A 20,607-nucleotide genomic window follows, 5' to 3' on the forward strand; every position below is an offset into this window, starting at 1 on the left:
AATCCGGGGTATTTTCACTCATAATTCATGAGAAAAAACTCCGGTTCTTCCAAACAGACCCAATCAAAACGAAAGCCCGCCGGAAGCCGTTCAGGTTCCCGGCGTTCATCCGGCGCTTCTCTCACCCCTGCAGCAAAACGGGAACGTTTTGTCCGCAATATTACCGCATTGCTGGCGGTGATTGTTCTGGCTCTGGCCGGGATTTATCTGCTCATTCCATCCGGTACCGATCAGTCTATTGCTGCCCGGGACTCCGGAAGGGGAGTCGGGGAGTCTGAAACACCGTTACCCGTACCCGCAGAACCACGGGCAGATGAGTCTGCAGGAGCTGCAGAAGAATCCGGCAGTGGGTACCGGGACTCCGGCGTTACCGGGGCCGGCAAAAGTGCCGAAACCCCGGCGTCCGGGGAACCGGAAGGGGAAGCAGCGCTGCCGGTGAAAATCCGGCCGAAACTTGTGGTTGTGATCGATGATGTGGGCTACAATGTTGAAGGACTCAAACCCTTTTTGGAAATCCCCGTACCTGTTACCTTCGCGGTTCTTCCCAGGCTTGACTACTCCCGGGAGACGGCCCGCTTAATCAGTGATGCCGGTCAGGAATTGATACTTCATTTGCCCATGGAGAGTCAGAACGGCCAGGATCCCGGGCCCGGTACGCTTCGCAGCAATATGTCCGGGGATGAACTGCTGAGGGAAATTCAGGGCAACGCAGCCACGGTGCCGGGAATTATCGGAATGAATAATCATATGGGAAGCAAGGGAACTGAAGACCGCAGAATTGTACGGGAAGTTCTGGAATACGCCAGGAGGGACTCGCTCTTTTTCCTCGATTCCCGTACCAGCCCACAGACAGTGGTTCCGGAGATTGCCCGGGATATGAACATGAAAATACTTGAGAGGGATATATTTTTGGATAACAGTCAGGATACCGGCTACATCATGGAAGCGCTGGAGAAAGGAAAGGCCGTAGCACGGGACCAGGGGCATGCCATACTCATCGGTCATGTCTGGACCGAAGAGCTGGCGGAAATCCTTCTGGAAAATTATCCCTTTATTATGGAAGAGGGATTCGACTTCGCAACCCTGTCGAGCATCATTATGAAAGGCGAATAATGCTGGTTCTGGGAATAGAAAGCTCCTGCGATGAGTGTTCCTTCGCGGTGGTGGAAAACGGCAGAAAGATAATCTCCCATGTAATCGCCACACAGATTGAAGATCATAAGCCGTATAACGGCGTGGTTCCCGAGATTGCCAGCCGTCGGCATGTGGAGATGATCACCCCGGTGTACCGCCAGACCATGGAGCTGGCGGCGGAGCAGGGGGTAAAGCCTTCGGATATTCAGGGAATCGGCGTAACCACCCATCCCGGCCTGAGCGGAAGCCTGGTGGTGGGCCTGAACTATGCCAAAGCCCTGAGCTATGCCTGGAATGTTCCCTATGTGGGAGTGAACCACATCCTTGCCCACCTCTACGCCCCCCAGCTGGAGCAGGAAATTCCCTATCCCTATCTGGGGCTGCTGGTTTCCGGCGGTCACACCATGATCACCCTTGTGAAGGGGTATCAGGATATTCAGGTTCTGGGAGCCAGCATTGATGATGCCTGCGGCGAAGCCTTCGACAAGGTTGCAAAGCATTACGGACTGGGATATCCCGGAGGAAAACTGATAGACGACCTGGCAATGCAGGGGAATGACCGGGCTTTTGCCTTTCCCTTCGCAAACCTTCATAAAGGCGGACACCGCTATGATGTGTCCTACTCAGGATTGAAAAACGCCGTTATCAACCAGCTGGATACCTTCTGGGACGGAAAAAGCGAAAAAAGCGTGGAAAATATCTGCGCCAGCTTTCAACGGGTTGCCATTACCAGTCTTTTGAAGAAACTGTACCGGGCGGTGGAGGACACAGGAATAACCACCATCGTAGCCGGAGGCGGAGTTGCCGCCAACTCATATTTACGAAAATCACTGGAAGAACATCCGGATTATCAGGTATATTTCCCCGGCATGGAATTATGCACCGATAACGGTGCAATGATTGCCGGCATCGCCTATCATTATTTGAAAGAGGGAAACGTCAGCGGACTGGATGCCGGTGTTTCCCCCAGGGTAAAGGGGTTCAGGAAAATCTGAATGCCGGAAGGCCGAAATTGTGCACGGACAGCTGAATGCTGCCGGATGTGAGGGAGAGAGATATGAATCTCAAGGAATTTGATGAATCTATACGGCGGGTGAAGGACTTTCCCAAGCCTGGAATAAACTTTTATGACATTACCAGCATCCTCACCAACAGCGAAGCCTTCGGGTACTGTCTGGAACAGATGAATCTCTGGATTGATGAGCTTGAGGTGGATACCCTGCTTGCGGTGGAGGCCCGTGGATTTCTTTTTGCCGCCCCTCTGGCCCAGATGCGAAAAATACCGCTGGTACTTGCCCGGAAAAAAGGGAAGCTCCCCGGAAAAACCTGGTGCGAAGAATACAGTCTGGAGTATGGAACCGATGTTGTCTGCATTCAACAGGAAGATATTGCTCCCGGCAGCAGAGTGCTGCTCATAGATGATCTCATCGCAACAGGTGGAACCTTGAAGGCTACTGCCGCACTGGTGAAAAATCAGGCCCGTTCCAGTCTTGCCGGGTATGCCGCCGTAATCGGTCTGCCTTTTCTGGGGTATGAAAAGCATCTTGACGACGCCCCCATCCGTACGCTCATCAACTATCAGGGAGAATAAGTTCCGTGCACTGCAAAAGGATTACAGTTTTTAAAATCCTTACTTGACAAGTTTTTGCCACTCTGGTACTTTCCAATTCGATCATTTCCCGGTGGTGTAATTGGTAACACTACAGATTCTGGTTCTGTCGTTGGGGGTTCGAGTCCTCCCCGGGAAGTAATGCCGGCTTGAGGCCGGCTTTTTTTTAAAGAGAGCCGCAGGGGTTCTCTTGATTGATCGGCCTCAGCATCGGTCTGCGTTTTTGCTGATAGGAGGCCTTTCATGAGTGTCAGAACCTGCCTGGTTCTTGAAAACGGTTCCATATATAACGGTAAGGGATTCGGCTATCCGGCTCCATTGCCCCGGGATCTGGAACCGGGAACCCCGAGTTTCAGCAACGCCGGTGAGGTGGTGTTCAACACCGCCATGGTGGGCTACCACGAAGTCCTCACCGATCCTTCCTACACCGGTCAGATTATCACCATGACATATCCCCATATGGGAAACTACGGCCATCTGGACGACTGGAATGAAAGCGGTCCTCTGGGCGAAGACTGTCAGGATTCATCCTCCTGCGATCCCCGTCCGGTGAAGGCCGCAGGTTTTGTTCTGCGGAGTCTGTATCGCGGCCCGGTTCCCAAGGGCCGGATTACCCTGGACGAATATCTGAATAGACACGAAATACCGGGCATTACCGATGTTGATACCCGCAGACTCACCCTGGAGATCAGGGACGGCGGGGCGGTAAACGCAGTGCTGGTTCGTCCGGAAAACCCCGCTCTGGGTCTCAGTCCCGATGAAATCAATATGATATCCAGCTATCTCGAGTCCTTCCCCGGCATGCTGGGAAGAAACCTGGTCCGGGATGTAGGCACCAGCCTGAAATTCAGCCGAAGCAGACCTCTTGAAGGCAGCTATGCGGGAATGCGCCTGGCCCTGTATGACTGCGGGACCAAGGCCAATATCATCAGGGAGCTGGAAAAACTTGGCTGTGAAATAACCGTGTACCCCTCGGACAGCAGCGCCCGGGACATTCTGAACGGAAAACATCACGGAGTTCTGGTATCCAACGGGCCAGGGGATCCCCAGGTTCTTCAGGATCAGATCGCAACCGTGAAGGGTCTCATCGGAAACATGCCGGTCTTCGGTATCTGCCTGGGTCATCAGCTCATCGCCGAAGCCCTGGGCGCACGGACCTACAAGATGAAATTCGGCCACCACGGCATCAATCACCCGGTGCGGGATGAGCGTACCAAAAAGGTGTTTGTCACCAGTCAGAACCACGGCTTTGCGGTGGATGAAAAGACTCTGCCCTCCGGAACCCAGGTATGGTTCAGGAACGCCAATGATCTGAGCATCGAGGGAATCCGGAACGACGAACTTTCGGTGCTTACCGCTCAGTTTCATCCCGAGTCCGCTCCAGGTCCCTATGATTCCCATTGGATCTTCCAGGCGTTTCTGGATGCAGTACCCAGGGAAGCCTGGGCTGAACCTGCCTGAGCAGCTGAACTGCCGAACATGCCCATGTAAAAAAAGACGCAGAAAAGACAGAACAGGAAACAGGAATAGGCAAGATGGAATAACATCCGGGAAGATTCCGGAAAACACAGGGGGAATAAGGTGCCGGTACGCAAGGATATACATAAGATTTTGATTTTCGGCTCCGGGCCGATTATGATCGGTCAGGCCTGCGAGTTTGATTACTCCGGAAATCAGGCGGTGAAAGCGCTGAAGGAAGAAGGCTTTGAGGTGGTGCTGTTGAATCCCAATCCCGCCACCATCATGACCACCCCCGGGACTGCCGACCGTATCTACATGGATCCTCTGGAAGTTCCGTATGTTGAGGAAATCCTGAAAAAAGAACAGCCCGATGCCATTCTACCCACCATGGGGGGACAGACCGCACTGAATCTGGCTCTGGATCTGGACGAAGCGGGAATCTTTGAGAAATATGATGTTGAGCTTCTGGGTGCGGGAGTGGAGAGCATCAAGCTTGCCGAGGACCGGGGTGAATTTAAAAAGCTCATGGATCAAATCGGTCTTGAAAGTGCAAAATCCATTCTTGCCTCCGACCTTGACTCCGCCATGGGGTTTGCCAAGGAACAGGGGTTGCCCCTGATTATCCGGCCCAGCTACACCCTGGGGGGTAGGGGGGCAACATCGCCACCCGCTGGGAGGACGTTGAGCCCATGATCCGCCGGGCTATCGATGAAAGTCCGGTGCATACCGCCCTCATAGAAGAAAGCCTTCTGGGATGGAAGGAGTTTGAGATGGAGGTGATGCGGGACGCAGCAGACAACGCTGTGATCATCTGTTCCATTGAAAACGTGGATCCCATGGGAGTTCACACCGGAGATTCCATCACCGTTGCTCCCATTCAGACCCTCTCCGACGTTGAGTATCAGAAGATGCGTACCGCCTCCATAGAGATTCTCCGGGCCGTGGGAGTGGACTGCGGCGGATCCAATGTGCAGTTCGCCTACAACCCCGACGACGGCAGGATGATCGTCATCGAAATGAACCCCCGGGTGAGCCGCTCCTCCGCCCTTGCCTCCAAGGCTACGGGCTTTCCCATTGCCCGAAGCTCCGCCAAGCTGGCGGTGGGCTATACCCTTGATGAAATCATCAACGATATTACCGGGAAAACCGTAAGCTGTTTCGAACCCTCACTGGATTACGTCGCCGTGAAGGTTCCCCGCTTCGAGCTGGAAAAATTTCCCCGGGGCTATGCCCAGCTGGGCACCCAGATGAAGAGTGTGGGAGAATCCCTCGCCCTTGGCAGAACATACAATGAAGCGCTGAACAAGGCGCTGCGCTCCTGCGAGCTGGGAGTCGAAGGGCTGGATCATCTGCTGAATGCCGGTGACGATGAGCTTTCTCACATGATTGACAGCCTCCATCCGAAGCGGATTTTTGCCGCCTACACCCTGATCCGCAGGGGAGTTGAACAGGCTGCTGCCCGGGGGGAGCTTCCCGATTTTCCCGGTGAAGCGGAGTTGAATGTGATGAACGACGTACAGCGCAGAAGCAGCTACGATCCCTGGTTTCTTTACAACATGGTGGAACTTGCCCGTCTGGAACTCAGGGTCGAAAAGCTGAACAGGCAACAGCCCGATCCGTTCCTCCTGCTGGAGGCGAAGCGGGCAGGGCTTTCGGACCGGCGGATCGCCGCCCTGATGGCTGCCTCCGCAGCATCTGCCGCATCAGCCTCCAAATCCAAACACTCTCCCACACAGGATGAACTTGTGAACCGTATCCGCAGCGTCAGAGATGATATGGGGATTCATGCGGGCTATCATTTTGTGGACACCTGTTCCGGTGAGTTTCAGGCTTCCACTCCGTATTTCTATTCAACCTGGGGGGAAGTGAACGAATCCAAACCCATGGACGGCCGGGGAGTGATTATCCTCGGCTCCGGTCCAAACCGCATAGGGCAGGGGCTGGAGTTTGATACCTGCTGTACTCTCTCATCCATGGCTTATCGCAGGCAGGGAGTGAACACCGTCATCGTGAACTCCAATCCCGAAACGGTTTCCACCGATTTTAATGTGTCCGACCGTCTCTATCTTGAGCCCCTCACATTTGACGATGTGAGAGAGGTGATGAAGACCGAAGGAATCCGGGATGTGATCGTTCAGCTTGGCGGACAGACTCCCCTGAACATGGCCAAGGAGCTGAAGGAGTGGGGGGCCAATATTATCGGTACTCCTGTTGAAAGCATTGAAGGTGCCGAGGACCGCCGCCAGTTTGCGGACATGCTCAACCGTCTGGGACTCCGCCAGCCGGAAAACCGCAGCGCCGGCAGCCTTGCCCAGGTGGAGAAGTTCGCCAAGGAAATCGGGTATCCGGTGCTTCTGCGTCCCAGTTACGTCCTCGGCGGACGGAGCATGATGATTGCCTTCAACCGCGAGGAGCTTCAGGAATTCATTAAGCGAGATGTGGAGGTGAGCGATCATAAGCCCATTCTTGTGGATCAATTCCTGGATGATGCGGTGGAATATGATGTGGACGCCCTGTGCGACGGGAAGAACGTCTACATCGCCGGGATCATGCAGCATATCGAAGCCGCCGGGGTGCACTCCGGTGACTCGGCCTGCGTGTTTCCCGCCTACAAAACCACCGATGAAATACAGGCCCAGATCAGCGACGCCACCGCCAGGATCGCCCTGGAGGTTGGGGTGAACGGTTTTCTGAACATCCAGTTTGCCGTGAAGGACGATGTACTCTACGTTCTGGAGGTGAATCCCCGGGCCAGCCGTACCGTGCCGTTTATCTCCAAAGCCAGCGGTGTTGATCTTGTGGATGCCGCGGTGAAGGTCTGGGAAGGAAATGATCTGGCAGCTCAGGGACTTATCCGGGAAGATATCAGCGGTCTGAAAAATGTGGGAATCGGAAGCTGCGTTACCGGATGGGCGGTGAAAGAGGCCATGTTCAGTTTTGACCGCTTCCTGGATACCGATCCCATGCTGGGTCCGGAAATGAAATCCACCGGCGAAGCCATCGGACTGGGCCGGAGTTTCGGAGAGGCTTTTGCAAAGGCCAGTTCGGCAACCGGCACCCGCCTGCCCACATCAGGCAGGGTGTTTGTATCGGTGAATGCCTTCGATAAAGAAGCGGTGCTCCCCATGGTGAAAGATCTGGTTGATATGGGCTTCGGCATCATGGCAACCCGGGGAACCGCACAGTTCCTCTTCGAACAGGGGATCATGGCTGAAGTTGTGCTGAAAGTACATGAGGGGAATCCCAACATTGTGGATCATCTTGAGGCCGGCAGGGTCGATCTGGTGATCAATACCCCCCGGGGTCGATACACCCAGATGGATGACGGCTATTTGAGAATTCACACCCTCCGGCATAAAGTTCCCTACACCACCACCATATCCGCCGCCCGGGCGGCGGTTGAGGGAATCCGTTATCTTGCATCAGGGGAATACCGGGTTCAGTCTCTGGAAGGCTGAAGGGGGTTGAAGGAGGCTGTCTGCGTTAGCTGAGAAGCCTTCGAATTTCACTCTCATAGCCGGGCATGAGTGTTCCGGGACTCAAGTCCCGGATCCCTTCCCGAGGGCTCGGCCGGGGTGACAGAAGGCGCCGGACAATTTCCTCTATTACATGGTCAGGCTGATGCTCTTTGGGGATGGCCGTGCTGTCCTCTTTTTCCACAGGATATCTGCAGTCCCGGGGAAAATATTCGGGGTACGACAGGGCGTCGGGAACAACCGGCGTCAGTCCCGCATATGCGGCTTCCAGCATGCTCAATCCCTGAAACTCGTGCCGGGCGGTTGAGAGCACCAGATGCCTGCAGGATGTCTGGCCTTCCCCGCCATATTCACCGGCGGGTACGGCGGACCTGCGGTTTTCCGCCCCCCACTCGGTCAGCTTCTCCACATACTCTTCCCGTGGCAGGGGCTCGCCCACCCGGATTCTGTGGGCAAATTCCAAACGAAGCTGTTCCAGTTCCCCGGGCACGCTGCGGAACTTTCTCCCCAGCAGGCTGATGCTCCAGCCCCCGTTCTTCTCATCTTCCCGGTCCGACTGTAAGCCGTGGGGCCCCTGTTCCTGCTGTTTCGCATGTTTCTGCCGGGGCCCCAGAGTCGCCAGGCGGCGCTCAAGCCCACGGCAAATCTCCAGCAGCAGCCCGGGATTTTTATCGTACTCCCAGCGGTGGGGCCACACAATATGGATATGGGGATGCTCGTGAACCTGCCGCTCTTCCCTGCCTGCCCGGGCGGATCGGGTTTTCTGTCGGGAGATGGAGAGCTGTGGGGAGCTGAAAAGAGAAACCTCCACTGCCACAGGAATTACTGCTGATTTTTCGGCAATATCCCGGCAGATTTCCGGATCAGTTTTCTCGGGAAGGGCATCCAAAAAGCTGCTGATCCCTGCCAGGCAGCTGTCCCGGTTCCAGGCCGAATTAAATGCAATCCGGTCAGCGCTCAAAAGGGAGTAAAGCTGGCTTGCCTGGGCGTCCCGCTCCAATGCCCTGCTCTCTGCCTGGTGTCTCTGCCGGCCTTTGCCAGATTGCCGGCTGGTATCCGATTGCCGGCTGGTATCCGAAGGGCGGCTGGCGGGTGAAAGCTCGGTGCTTTGCCAGGGCCCGCTGCTTCGCAAAGGCCCTTTGTTTCGCATGGGCCTTTTGTTTTGCAAAGGATAGGCGAACTGGTTTTCATGGACATACTGCAAAACCGGAATGTTCCTCAGCCGGGGCAGAACGGCCCGTATAGCGCTCACATCCACCGAACTGGTTGCAATGATCATATCCGGGGGGCCTCCATCCCCGGGGGATACACCGTCCTCAAGGTGCATACTGTTCCTGGGAAAAATCTCCCTGAGCTTATTTCTCCAGCTGAGAGCCGATCCTTTGAGCCGAAAACTGAAGTAGCGGGGTGGAAGAGTCAGTGCGTACCATCTGAACTCCGGCAGACCCTCCATGAGGGAGCGTGCCCAGGAGGCCTGGCTGTCGCTGTGATACCCTGAGAGCAGAAGAATGCTGTGTGTGCCTTCCCCGGTTTCGTTGCCGCTGCCGTATCTGTTGTAGTCCGGGCCTGAGTCCTGGGGTGAGTCCGGGCCTGAGTCCGGGACGGTGCCGGGGCCGGAGGTCGAGAATTCTTCGTCCCGACCCATGCTCATTCGCCGGGTTCCCGGTTGAGGTTGTTCAGATAGTATTCAAAACTGTCCAGGAGGGCCTCCCAGCTGGCTTCCACAATATTTTCGTTGACTCCCACCGTTCCCCAGTCATGCTCGCCGTCGGAGCTGGTAATGAATACCCGCACCTTGGCCGCAGAAGCGCTTTCGGGGTTCAGAACCCGCACACGGTAATCGATGAGTTTGATTTTTTTCAGATCGGGATAGTGGGGGTAGAGGGCGTTTCTCAATGCCCCATCCAGGGTTTCAACAGGGCCCACACCCACCGCGGCCCCCATGACTTCGGTACCCGAATCATCAAGAAACATTCTTCCTACCGTATTGCTTTGAGCGGTTGCAGTTTTGTAGCTTTCAAGATGATAGTTCTTCAGGCTGACCAGGGGTGTGTAGATCCCCAGGGCTTTCCGCATAAGAAGGTCGAAACTGCCTTCCGCCGCCTCATATTCATATCCGAAATTCTCCCGGCTTTTCAGTTCGTCAATAAGAACCTGTACCACTTCATCGTTTTTCCCGAAATCGCCGTACTTCCGCATCTTTTCTATGATTGTGGACTTTCCTGCCAGTTCGCTGAGGAGAACCTGCCGGGAATTGCCCACCAGCTTTCCATCCAGATGTTCCATCAGGTGGGGAGCCTTGAGAATTACATCCGCGTGCTGTCCCGCCTTGTGGGAGAATGCTGCAACACCCACAAATGCCTGGCGTTTATCAGGAATGATATTGGCTTTTTCTGCGACAAAACGGCTCAGCCCGGTAAGATGGGGCATGTTCGGCTTGCAGTTGGCCTCATAGTCCATTTTAAGAGTGAGATTGGGCATGATTTCGCAGAGATTGGCGTTTCCGCAGCGTTCGCCCCAACCGTTTACCGTTCCCTGAATATGCATGGCCCCGGCGTTCACTGCCGCAAGACTGTTGGCCACTGCGGTACCGCAGTCATTATGGAAATGTCCTCCCAGGCGTTGATAGCCTTCGGATTTCAGAGTGCTATAAATCTCAGATACTTCGTGGGGAAGGGTGCCTCCGTTGGTATCGCATAAAACCATCACATCAGCCCCCGCATTCATTCCTGCGGAGAGCACCTTTCTTGCGTACTCAGCGTTGCCCTTCCATCCGTCGAAAAAATGCTCAAGGTCGAAAATCACAACCCGGCCCTGTTTTTTCAGGAAAGAAATTGAATCGTCGATCATCCGCAAATTTTCTTCCAGGTTGGTTCCGATGACCCGTGTCACGTGTTCGGTCCAGGTCTTTCCCACCACCACCACGGTGCTGGTTTCTGCGTCCAGCAGTGCTCTGATGTGTCCGTCGCTTTCAGCCGACCCGCCGGCCTTCCGGGTGGAGCCGAAGCTTGCCACCCGGGCATGCCGGAGATTCATGGACCGGATTTTTCGGAAAAATTCAGCTTCCTTGTCATTGCTCAGGGGAAATCCCCCTTCAATATAATCAATCCCAAGGTCATCAAGCTTGCTGGCAATTTCCAGTTTATCTTCGAGACTGTAGTTTATCTCCAGCCCCTGCATGCCGTCTCGAAGGGTGGTGTCGAATATTTCCACTTTCCGGTTCATAAATCCTCCTGTAATCCTGCTGCCTGTCCTTCCGGAACCGCCATCCACCGAAGTGAATCTACGGACATAAAAAAAGCCGCCTTCCAGCAGGAAAGCGGCCTTCGATGCACCCTGATCCTGCTATTTTTCCCCGTTGCCGATAATCGCAATAATGAGGTTAATAATGGATATGGATGCAATAATATTCATTCTCATGTATTCTTATACACTCTTCCCTTTTATTGATTTTGTCAAGGGGATGTATCATTATGAGCCCCATGAAAGTGCCGAACACCATGTATGAATCCCTTCCCCGGCCCGAGGGAGGCTGGTATGACCTCAGCCCCCGGGGAAGTGCAGCTCCCCCCATGTTTCTCTCGTCAGCCTCGCTGGGAAGTGCCGGAACCTCGGGCGTCCGGGGACTGGCGCAGCGCTGCAGGCTCATTTCCACATTGAGGGAGGGGGCCGGGAAGGGCCCACGGAAAGCCCGGCCCCCGGAACAGGATGAGCAGAAGCCCGCGGCACAGGATGAGCAGAAGCCCGCGGCACAGAAGCCTGTGACACTGGAAGCGGGCCAGGGTTCGCTCCTCGTATCCGTGAAGCAGGTACACAGCATGGATGTCCTTATCATACGGGGCCTTCAGCGAAACGGCGGCCGACAGCGTGACAGCGTGAGAATTTCGGTCATTTCTTCACAGTGGCGGGAGGCCTCTTTTTCCAGGGGCGGTGAGAAGGTCCTGGCGGAACCGGGGTGGGATGCATTTCTGGATGAAGCAGCTGATGGATTTCCTATGCTTCACGGCATTGAAGCCGACGGAATTCTTACCAACCTGGATCTGATCACACCGGGGGTGACGGTGGCTGACTGCATGCCGATTTTTCTGCATACAGGAGCCTGGAGGGGGCTCCTTCATTCGGGCTGGGCGGGAACGGGGATTTTGCGTGCTGCCCTGGAATATCTGTCCGAAGCGGGGCAGGAGGCTCCGGAAGTTGTTCTGGGCCCCTGCATTTCGGCGGACAGCTATGAGGTGGATCAGTCACGGGCGGATTTGTTTTCCCGGCGTCATGGCGCGAACGCGGTGCGGGGCAGACACCTGGATTTGCCGGCAGCCAACCTGGGAATTCTGGAAGAGATTTCCCGCATGGAGCTGTTCCGTCAGGAATTCCGGATCCTGGTTCGGGACAGTTGCACAGTAAAGCATTCTGGTTTATTTTCTTACAGGCGGATGGGACCGGAGTCCTATGGCCTGATGCTTGCTCTATTTCCTCCGGACAGATCCCGTATCCCCGTCTGCAGCGGCAGCGAGCTCCGCGAATTGCAGCACGGCCGGATCCGGAAGGTCTGAGTGTTCAGGCAGCTCTGCCTGGGGGAACGGTACGCCGGGCAGGCTGATCAGCTTATGAAAGGGTATAACGATGAAAGAATTGAAAATTGAACTTGCTCAGAAACTTCTTCTTGCGCTCAAGGATTTTGCAGGGGAGAAGAATCTGGAGCTTTCCATTTCTATTGATGATATTATGATTGAGACTCCTCCCAAGCCCGAGCTGGGGGATGTGGCGTTCCCCATGTTTCCTTTTGCCAGGCTTCTGCGTATGGGCCCGCCGCAGATTGCAGCTTCAATGGTTTCGCGGCTTCAGGAGATGGGAGTTGATGCCGAACAGGCCGGTCCCTATGTAAATGCACGTCTGGATCGCAGTCATGCGGCCGGGCAGACAATTACCAGAATCCTTCAGGAAGGGGATACCTACGGGTCCAACGCTAATTATCACGGTGAAAAAGTGATGATCGAGTTTTCATCCCCCAACACCAACAAGCCCCTCCATCTGGGGCACCTGAGAAATAATGCTCTGGGAGAGTCTGTCGCACGGGTGCTCAAAGCCAACGGCGCCCAGGTCCGGAAAGTGAATCTGGTAAATGACCGAGGGGTGCATATCTGCAAGTCCATGCTTGCCTACAAGGAGCTTGGCGACGGGGACAGCCCCGGGAAGCAAGGAGTGAAATCCGACCATTTTGTTGGAGACTATTATGTGAAGTACAATGAGATGGCTTCCAGAGATCCCGATGCGGAAAAGCGCGCCCAGGCCATGCTCAATGCCTGGGAAGCCGGGGACGGGGAGACGGTGGATCTGTGGAAAACCATGAACTCCTGGGCTCTTGAGGGGCTGAAAGAAACCTATGAGCGTACCGGCATTCATTTTGATGACATCTACTATGAGAGCAACACCTACAAGCTGGGCCGTGAACATGTCCTGAAGGGGCTGGAAGACGGAGTGTTTTTCCGGGATGAAGAGGGTACGGTCTGGATAGATCTGGAAGATATCAAACTGGACAAAAAAGTGCTGTTGAGAAAAGACGGTACCAGCCTCTACATGACCCAGGATATCGGAACCGCGGTGAGCAGGCATGAAGACTGGCCCTTTGAGCGTCTCATCTACGTGGTTGCGTATGAACAGAACTATCACTTCAGGGTGCTGTTTCATATCCTCAAAAAGCTGGGATTTGACTGGGCGGATAAACTCTACCATCTGTCCTACGGCATGGTGAACCTCCCCGACGGAAAGATGAAGAGCCGGGAAGGCACCGTAGTGGATGCAGATAAGCTCCTTGACGAGCTGAGAGATCTTGCCCTCCAGGAAATGACCGAGAAGGGCAGGGATCAGAAAATTGATGATCCCCAGGCGGTTGCCGAGCAGGTGGCCCTGGGCGCCATCCATTATTATCTGCTCCAGGGAACCCCGTCAAAGGATATGGTGTTCAACCCCGCAGAATCCCTGTCATTCAACGGAAACACAGGACCATACCTCCAGTACATGGGAGCACGGATTTCCAGCATGTTCCGGAAATACGGAAAGGATCTTCCCTCTCCCGAATCCCTGGATTGGAAGCTGCTGAAAGAAGACGAGGAGTGGGAGCTGGTAAAACTTCTGGCGTCCTATCCCCAGGCCGTGGAAGCTGCGGGAACCGACTACAACCCCGCCCACATTGCATCCCACCTTTACGAACTGGGGAAGGCCTTCTCCCGATTCTACCACGAGCATCCGGTGCTGAACTGTCCCGATGCAAGTCTCAGAGATCTTCGCCTGTATCTGGCCTGGGCAGTCAAACGGGTGCTGATGCACGGGTTTCACCTGATCAATATGCCCTTCCTGGAAAGCATGTAGGAAGTTTTCCGCCGGGGACGGGATTATCCGGGGCCGCGCTTCTGCCGCGACAGGAACCAGGGAGCTGCAGCTTGAGTATGTTTTCCCGGCCGGTCCATTTATCTTTATACAGGCCGCCTGAATATGGCGGCCTTTTTTGCATGTTTATGCTCATATTCATCAGCCTGGCACAGAAATTGAGTGAATATGTAGCAATAAAAACATTGTAAATAGAGAAAATGTAAATTGGTGTCCGTGCAATATGGTTTAACATACATATATGTACCTTAGCCTACAAAAATGTATGACACTTTAGTTGAAAATGGTCTGATAGATTGGAAGTTTTTGAATAAAATTGATGATATTTCGCATAATTATGAAATATTTTGCCCCGCCCCCCTTTACTACTCCCCCTGAGCTTTACTAATATGCGGTAAACGCCGTTATGGCATGGAACTTGCAACTATATTAGTCACGGATTTTCGGCAGTTTGAGAGTGATTTTTCCGACATTTATGTCGTTCATTTCCGTAGTATAAAGGAGCAGCTTATGGCATTTAAACAACGACCCAAGAAGCAGGGACTGTATGACCCCGCATTTGAACATGATGCCTGCGGTGTGGGGTTTATCGCCCACATTAAAGGTGATGCAAGTCATTCAATTGTAAAAGACGCAGAAGAGATCCTTATCCGGATGACCCACCGGGGTGCGGTGGGCGCGGAAAAAAACACCGGGGACGGGGCGGGAATTCTCACATCCCTTCCCCACGAATTTCTCAGGAAGGCCGCAAAAAAGGATCTGCAGCTTGATCTGCCCGCTCCAGGAACCTACGGCGCGGGGATTGTATTTTTTCCTCAGGATGATACCCGCCGGAGCAAATGTCTGGAAATTTTCCAAACCCAGGCCGAAGAAGAGGATCTTGAGCTTTTAGGCTGGCGTGAAGTTCCCACCAACAACACTATGATCGGCCCCAGTGCCCGGGAAAGCGAACCGGTAATGAAGACCGCATTCCTGAAGCTGAAGGAAGGAAGCGAACCCTCCTCCAATCCCCAGGATGAGCTTGAGAAGCGTCTGTACATTCTGCGCAAGCGGGTAACCAACAGCATCAGGGGAACCAGCGAACTGGATCCCGACGATTTTTTCTACGTATGCTCTCTCTCATCCAGGGTGATGGTGTACAAGGGCATGCTTATGCCCGAGCAGCTGTTTCCCTACTTCCCCGATCTGGATAACAAGGATTTCACCTCCCACCTGGCCATGGTGCATTCCCGGTTTTCCACCAACACCTTTCCCAGCTGGGACCGGGCCCAGCCTCTGCGCTATATGAGTCATAACGGAGAAATCAACACCCTCCGGGGAAATGTGAATAAAATGCGCAGCCGGGAAGGTACGCTCAAGAGTGAATTCTTCGGCCCGAAACTTGCATCTACATTCCCGGTGAACGAACCCGACCTCTCTGACTCGGGAAATTTTGATAATGTGCTTGAGCTTCTGATTATGGCGGGCAGGAAGCTTCCCGAAGCGGTGATGATGATGATTCCCGAAGCCTGGCAGAGAGACCCCCAGATGGATCCCGAAAAGCGGGCCATGTACGAGTATTTTTCCAACATGATGGAGCCCTGGGACGGTCCCGCTTCGGTGGTGTTCACCGACGGTACCTACATTGGTGCAACCCTTGATCGAAACGGATTGCGCCCCAGCAGATACTATGTGACCGACGATGATCGGGTGATTATGGCCTCGGAGGTGGGGGTTCTTGATATTCCCGAGGATCACATCGTGGCCAAGGGCCGTCTCCAGCCGGGAAAAATGTTTCTGGTTAACTTTAATGAAGGGCGGATTATCGATGACAACGAGCTGAAAAGCAGTTACAGCGGTGAACAGCCCTACGGAACATGGCTGGAAGAGAAACGGATTACCCTGGATGAGATTCCCGCTCCGGAGGATGTTCCCGGTCTGGATGAACGGAGCCTGCTTCAGCGTCTTAAACTGAACGGGTTCACCTGGGAACATCTGCGGGAAGTACTGAAACCCATGGCTGAACTGGCCAAGGAGCCCCTGGGAAGCATGGGGAATGACGCTCCTCTGGCAGTTCTCTCGGATAATCCACGGATGCTCTACGACTATTTCAAGCAGCTGTTCGCTCAGGTTACCAATCCGCCCATCGACTCGGTGCGTGAATCGGTGATTATGAGTCTGAAAACCTATATCGGCCCGGAAGGAAACCTTCTGGAGCCGGGCGCAGATCATGCTCACCGGCTCATGCTTGAAGAACCGGTGCTCACCAACGATCAGCTGGCCGCTTTGAAGCATATGGACCACCGGGGCTGGAGAAGCAAAACCCTGGACATCACCTATCCGGTACGAAGCGGAAAAGACGGGTTGATGGACGCCCTTGAAAGGATCAGCAGGGAAGCGGAGCAGGCAATCGCCGATGGTGCCAGCCTGGTCATTCTTTCGGACCGGAATGCCGGACGGAACAACATCCCCTTGCCCGCACTTCTGGCGGTGGGCTCCATCCATCAGTATCTGGTGAGCATGCACAAGCGCACCCAGATCGGACTGGTGCTGGAATCCGCAGAGCCCAGGGAGGTACACCATTTCTGTACCCTCACCGGGTACGGTGCGGATGCGGTAAATCCCTATCTTGCATTTGAAGCAATGTGGAAAATGCAGGATGACGGTCAGCTTGATCCGGAACTGAGCAGGGAACAGCTCGCCGACGATTACCTGAGAGCCATTGAGTACGGTATGCAGAAGGTATTCGCAAAAATGGGAATCTCCACCCTTGAATCCTACAAGGGTGCCCAGATTTTTGAAGCCGTGGGGCTTGCGTCAGAAGTTGTTGAACGCTGCTTCACCGGTACCGCAAGCAGGATTGAAGGGGCCGATTTCCAGCATATCGCAGAGGAATGTCAGCGCCGACACAACATTGCGTATCCCGACGGGAATCCCACCGTGGGCGAGGAATATCTCAACCCCGGGGACTACTCGGTCCGCCACGGCGGGGAAGGCCACATGTGGGATGCCGAATCCATTGCCAACCTCCAGATTGCGGTCCGCAGCAACGATGTAAACTACTATAAGGCCTTCTCCCGGCATCAGGATCAGCGCAGTCAGCGGCAGTATACCCTTCGGGGGCTTCTGCGCTTTAAAGAAGGAGTTGAGTCCATACCCATTGAGGAAGTTGAACCCATAGAAAGCATTATGACCCGCTTCGCCAGCGGAGCCATGAGTTTCGGCTCCATCAGTCAGGAAGCCCATGAAACCCTGGCCATCGCCATGAACCGGGTAGGGGGAAAATCCAACACCGGCGAGGGGGGGGAGATGCCAGAGCGCTTCAAGCCCCTTGCCAACGGCGACAGCAAGCGTTCTGCAATTAAGCAGGTGGCTTCCGGCCGTTTCGGGGTTACCAACGAATATCTCACCAACGCCGATGAGATCCAGATCAAAATGGCACAGGGAGCCAAGCCCGGCGAAGGCGGAGAGCTTCCGGGACACAAGGTTTTTGAGGTGATTGCCAAAACCCGGCATACCACCAAAGGGGTTGGGCTCATTTCCCCGCCCCCCCATCATGATATCTATTCCATCGAAGACCTGGCTCAGCTGATCTTCGATCTGAAAAACTCAAACCCCAAGGCAAGAATCAGTGTGAAACTGGTCTCCAAGGTTGGAGTGGGAACCATCGCCGCCGGGGTGGCAAAGGGTCATGCGGATCACATTCTCATATCAGGACATGACGGCGGAACCGGAGCAAGTCCGCTCACCGGCATTAAGCATGCCGGTCTGCCCTGGGAACTGGGGCTGGCGGAAACCCACCAGACCCTGGTCATGAACGACCTGAGAAGCCGGGTAGTAATTCAGACAGACGGTCAGCTGAAAACCGGCCGGGATGTGGTAATCGCCGCAATTCTGGGTGCCGAAGAGTTCGGCTTTGCAACATCCGCCCTGATCACCATGGGCTGCATCATGATGCGGAAGTGTCAGAAAAATACCTGTCCCGTGGGTGTGGCCACACAGGATGAACGGCTGAGAAAAAAATTCACCGGGAAGCCTGAGCATGTGGTGAATTTCCTGAAGTTTATCGCCCAGGAGGCACGGGAACTGATGGCTCAGCTGGGTGTGCGAAGCATCAATGAGCTGATCGGCCGGGTGGATCTGGTTGAAGCCGATGACAGCGTACGTAACTGGAAGAGCGAGGGGATCGATCTCAGCTCCCTGCTCAATCCCCCGAAAAATGAACTTGCCCGAACCGGTACCATCTGCTGCATTCCCCAGGACCATGGAATCGCAGATATTCTGGACCGCCGCCTCATCGAGCTGTCCCGAAAGGCCATCAGCATGAAGAAAAAAGTTGAACTGGAACTGGGTATTAAAAACACCGACAGGGCTGTCGGAACCATGCTCAGCCATGAAATTGCCAAGCGCTACGGCTTTGACGGCCTGCCGGAAAACACCCTGGATATTAAACTCAGGGGACACGCCGGGCAGTCCTTCGGAGGCTGGCTGGCGTCCGGAGTCACTCTGGAGCTGGAAGGGGATGCCAACGACTATGTCGGGAAGGGACTGAGCGGAGGAACCATCTGTATATATCCTCCGAAACATTCCCGGTTCCAGGCTGAGGAAAATATCATCATCGGAAACGTTGCCTTTTATGGAGCAATCACCGGGAAGGCATTTATCCGGGGGATGGCCGCAGAGCGCTTCTGTGTGAGGAACTCCGGAGCCAAGGTGGTGATCGAAGGCGTGGGCGACCACGGCTGCGAGTACATGACCGGCGGACGTGCGGTAATTCTGGGTGAAGCCGGAAGAAACTTCGGCGCAGGCATGAGCGGCGGCATTGCCTATGTCTGGGATCAGAATGGAACATTCCGGGAAAATATCAATCCCGGCATGATCGACAGCTACGACCTGATCACCCAGGAAGCATGGGAGATCGAAGAGGTGAAAACCCTTATAGAAGAGCACCTTGAGTGGACGGGATCAACCAGGGCCCAGGATATTCTGGACAACTGGGAGAAAGAGTCGAAGAAGTTTGTAAAAGTGATCAGTCCTGCATATGCCAAGGTGCTGGAACTGGAAAAAGAAGCAGACAGGGAGGCGGTTCATGGGTAAGCCCACAGGATTCCTTGAAATAGAGCGTAATAAAGTGAAGTGGAGGGACCCCAGCGTCCGCTCCCAGGATTTTCTCGAATTTGCAGTTGAGCATGATGACAAGGCCAGGCAGGAGCAGGGTGCACGCTGTATGGACTGCGGCGTCCCCTTCTGTCAGACCGACTACGGCTGTCCGGTGCACAATCTCATTCCCGAGTGGAACGATCTGGTGTACCAGGGCCGCTGGAACGAGGCCTACTGGCGGCTTCGGCTAACAAACAACTTTCCGGAGTTCACCGGCCGAGTCTGTCCCGCGCCCTGTGAAACCGCCTGTGTTCTGGGCATTAATGAGCCTGCGGTAACCATCAAAGATAATGAGGCGGCCATCATCGACCGTGCCTGGGAATCCGGGCTGGTGCAGCCCCGTCCTCCCCGCTACCGGAACGGTAAAACCGTCGCCATTGTGGGCAGCGGTCCCGCAGGTCTTGCTGCGGCGGATGAGCTGAATCAGGCAGGATACTCGGTTACCGTGTATGAGCGTGAAGACCGGGTGGGGGGGCTTCTGATGTACGGCATTCCCAACATGAAGCTTGATAAAACCCTAGTGGAAAAACGCTGCAACCTCATGGCCGAGGAAGGAGTCGAGTTCCGCACCGGCGTGGATGTGGGCAAAGATATGAGTATAAAAGAGCTCAGAGATTCCAACGACGCGGTACTCCTTACCGTGGGGGCGACAAATCCCCGGGATCTTCCGGTGCCGGGCCGGGAACTCAAGGGCGTGCACTTCGCCATGGAGTTTCTCACAGCCAATACCCGAAGCTACCTCAACTCCAAGCTCTCCGACGGCAAATACATCGATGCCAAAGGCAAGAAGGTGATCGTAATCGGTGGGGGCGACACGGGGAACGACTGCATCGGTACCAGTGTCCGTCACGGTGCAGAGAGCGTGATAAACTTCGAGCTTCTCAGCCGGCCGCCCAAGGAGCGGGACGCTTCAATGCCTTGGCCCACATACCCACGGCTTGAAAAAAGCGACTACGGTCACCAGGAAGCCGAGGCGAAGTACGGCCGTGACCCCCGGGAGTACAATATTCTCACCAAGGAGTTCATCGGAGACGGTGAAGGTAATCTCAAGGCTCTGAAGACCGTCCGGGTGGAGTGGAGCAAAAAGCCCGGCGAACGGCCCACCTTCGCAGAGGTGCCCGGAACCGAGGAGACCTGGGAGGCGGACCTGGTATTTCTGGCTCTGGGGTTTCTCGGACCCGAGCAGTATCTTGCAGAAAGCCTTGAGCTGGATACTGACCAACGGAGCAACTACCGGGCCGAATACGGCGAGTACGCCACCTCTGTTGACAATGTCTTCGCCGCCGGGGACGCCCGCCGGGGACAGAGCCTGATCGTATGGGCAATTAACGAAGGCAGGGGCGCAGCCCGGGCCGTGGATCTGAAGCTTAACGGCAGCAGTAATCTGCGGGGGTGAGAATGTAA

Annotated in this window: 10 protein-coding genes, 1 tRNA gene and 1 pseudogene; 10 read left to right on the forward strand and 2 right to left on the reverse strand. The window is 54.8% G+C overall.

Features of this window, described 5'->3' with window-relative positions; all coding sequences use genetic code 11:
* Positions 1-27 precede the first annotated feature (27 nt).
* The 6 genes and pseudogenes from L21SP2_RS17020 to carB all read left to right on the forward strand — a co-directional run bounded on the left by L21SP2_RS17020 (position 28) and on the right by carB (position 7,662).
* Positions 28-1,113 carry a divergent polysaccharide deacetylase family protein gene (locus L21SP2_RS17020; protein WP_024267742.1) on the forward strand — a complete coding sequence of 362 codons (1,086 nt, stop codon included), beginning with the start codon at positions 28-30 and terminating at the stop codon, positions 1,111-1,113.
* On the forward strand, positions 1,113-2,129 hold the full coding sequence (tsaD, locus tag L21SP2_RS06670) for a tRNA (adenosine(37)-N6)-threonylcarbamoyltransferase complex transferase subunit TsaD (protein ID WP_024267743.1): 1,017 nt from the start codon (positions 1,113-1,115) through the stop codon (positions 2,127-2,129). The genes L21SP2_RS17020 and tsaD overlap by 1 nt, the downstream gene beginning before the upstream one ends.
* 62 nt (positions 2,130-2,191) lie before the next feature.
* Positions 2,192-2,725: an adenine phosphoribosyltransferase gene (locus L21SP2_RS06675; RefSeq protein ID WP_041402392.1), complete on the forward strand. Its 534-nt coding sequence runs from the start codon at positions 2,192-2,194 to the stop codon at positions 2,723-2,725.
* A gap of 85 nt (positions 2,726-2,810) precedes the next feature.
* Positions 2,811-2,882: transfer RNA gene (locus tag L21SP2_RS06680), tRNA-Gln, on the forward strand.
* A gap of 104 nt (positions 2,883-2,986) precedes the next feature.
* Positions 2,987-4,204: a glutamine-hydrolyzing carbamoyl-phosphate synthase small subunit gene (gene carA, locus L21SP2_RS06685; RefSeq protein WP_024267745.1), complete on the forward strand. Its 1,218-nt coding sequence runs from the start codon at positions 2,987-2,989 to the stop codon at positions 4,202-4,204.
* Positions 4,205-4,378: 174 nt separating this feature from the next.
* Positions 4,379-7,662: pseudogene (carB, locus tag L21SP2_RS06690) on the forward strand (carbamoyl-phosphate synthase large subunit).
* Positions 7,663-7,687: 25 nt separating this feature from the next.
* Here the strand turns inward: carB and L21SP2_RS06695 are convergent.
* Together L21SP2_RS06695 and cimA are read right to left on the reverse strand one after the other, a co-directional pair.
* Complete coding sequence (locus tag L21SP2_RS06695) at positions 7,688-9,331, reverse strand: tRNA-queuosine alpha-mannosyltransferase domain-containing protein (RefSeq protein WP_024267746.1); 1,644 nt, start codon at positions 9,329-9,331, stop codon at positions 7,688-7,690.
* On the reverse strand, positions 9,328-10,905 hold the full coding sequence (gene cimA, locus L21SP2_RS06700; RefSeq protein WP_024267747.1) for a citramalate synthase: 1,578 nt from the start codon (positions 10,903-10,905) through the stop codon (positions 9,328-9,330). Before cimA ends, L21SP2_RS06695 begins: the two co-directional genes overlap by 4 nt.
* Positions 10,906-11,153: 248 nt before the next feature.
* Between cimA and L21SP2_RS17025 the strand changes: the two genes are divergently transcribed.
* The 4 genes from L21SP2_RS17025 (at position 11,154) to L21SP2_RS06720 (ending at position 20,599) form a co-directional block, all read left to right on the forward strand.
* Positions 11,154-12,230 (forward strand): purine nucleoside phosphorylase YfiH/LACC1 family protein, encoded by a 1,077-nt coding sequence (locus tag L21SP2_RS17025; protein ID WP_024267749.1) that lies wholly within the window; start codon positions 11,154-11,156, stop codon positions 12,228-12,230.
* A gap of 70 nt (positions 12,231-12,300) precedes the next feature.
* Positions 12,301-14,046 carry an arginine--tRNA ligase gene (argS, locus tag L21SP2_RS06710; protein ID WP_024267750.1) on the forward strand — a complete coding sequence of 582 codons (1,746 nt, stop codon included), beginning with the start codon at positions 12,301-12,303 and terminating at the stop codon, positions 14,044-14,046.
* A 528-nt stretch (positions 14,047-14,574) separates the two neighbouring features.
* Positions 14,575-19,140 carry a glutamate synthase large subunit gene (gltB, locus tag L21SP2_RS06715; RefSeq protein WP_024267751.1) on the forward strand — a complete coding sequence of 1,522 codons (4,566 nt, stop codon included), beginning with the start codon at positions 14,575-14,577 and terminating at the stop codon, positions 19,138-19,140.
* Positions 19,133-20,599 carry a glutamate synthase subunit beta gene (locus tag L21SP2_RS06720; protein WP_024267752.1) on the forward strand — a complete coding sequence of 489 codons (1,467 nt, stop codon included), beginning with the start codon at positions 19,133-19,135 and terminating at the stop codon, positions 20,597-20,599. Before gltB ends, L21SP2_RS06720 begins: the two co-directional genes overlap by 8 nt.
* Positions 20,600-20,607 lie beyond the last annotated feature (8 nt).

This window comes from Salinispira pacifica, assembly GCF_000507245.1.
GTDB lineage: Bacteria > Spirochaetota > Spirochaetia > DSM-27196 > Salinispiraceae > Salinispira > Salinispira pacifica.